1 pseudogene is annotated in these 1,238 nt (G+C 64.6%); it reads left to right on the top strand.

Going from position 1 to position 1,238, the window contains the following annotated elements:
* Positions 1-1,238, top strand: a pseudogene (locus CXX84_RS18900) (pyruvate dehydrogenase (acetyl-transferring), homodimeric type); the annotation flags it as partial.

Here is a 1,238-nt window from a genome sequence, read left to right as displayed (position 1 = left end):
CAGTTCTGGGAATTCCCCACCGTGTCCATGGGCATCGGGCCGATGAACGCGATCTACCAGGCCCAGTCCAACCGGTACCTGCACAACCGCGGCCTGAAAGACACCTCTGACCAGCAGGTCTGGGCGTTCCTGGGCGACGGGGAAATGGACGAGCCCGAGTCCCGCGGCCTGCTCCAGCTCGCCGCGAACGAGAACCTGGACAACCTGAACTTCGTGATCAACTGCAACCTCCAGCGCCTGGACGGGCCGGTGCGCGGCAACGGCAAGATCATGCAGGAACTCGAAGCGTTCTTCCGCGGCGCGGGCTGGAACGTGATCAAGGTCGTCTGGGGCCGGGAATGGGACGAGCTGCTCGCCAAGGACACCGACGGGTCGCTGGTGAAAATCATGAACGAAACCCCCGACGGGGACTACCAGACCTACAAGGCCGAATCCGGCGGGTTCGTCCGTGAACACTTCTTCGGCAAGGACCCGGCCACCAAGGACCTCGTCGCGGACCTCTCCGATGACCAGATCTGGAACCTCAAACGCGGCGGCCACGACTACCGCAAGGTCTACGCCGCGTACAAGGCAGCGACCGAGTTCAAGGGCAAACCCACCGTCATCCTCGCCAAAACCGTCAAGGGCTACGGCCTCGGCCCGCACTTCGAGGGCCGCAACGCGACCCACCAGATGAAGAAACTGACCCTGGATGACCTGAAAAAGTTCCGCGACCACCTCCGGATCCCCATCACCGACGACCAGCTCGACAAAGACCTCTACCAGCCCCCGTACTACCACCCCGGCCCCGACGCCCCGGAAATCAAGTACATGATGGAACGCCGCGCAGCCCTGGGCGGGTCCGTCCCGGAGCGCAGGTCAAAGCACCAGGCCATCACCCTGCCCGACGCCAAGTCCTACGAAGTGGCCAAGCGCGGCTCGGGGAAGCAGCAGGCCGCCACCACCATGGCCTTCGTCCGGCTCCTCAAGGACCTGATGCGGGACAAGGAATTCGGCAAGCACATCGCCCCGATCATCCCCGACGAGGCCCGCACCTTCGGGATGGATGCGTTCTTCCCCACCGCGAAGATCTACAACCCCAAGGGACAGAACTACCTCTCCGTGGACCGCGACCTCGTCCTGGCCTACAAGGAATCCCCCGCCGGCCAGCTCATCCACCCCGGCATCAACGAAGCCGGCGCCGTCGCAGCATTCACCGCCGCCGGCACCGCCTACGCCACCCACGGCGTGCCGCTGAT

Source organism: Arthrobacter sp. AFG7.2, from assembly GCF_002892835.1.
GTDB lineage: Bacteria > Actinomycetota > Actinomycetes > Actinomycetales > Micrococcaceae > Arthrobacter.
This window is presented reverse-complemented; position numbering and strand designations above follow the sequence as displayed.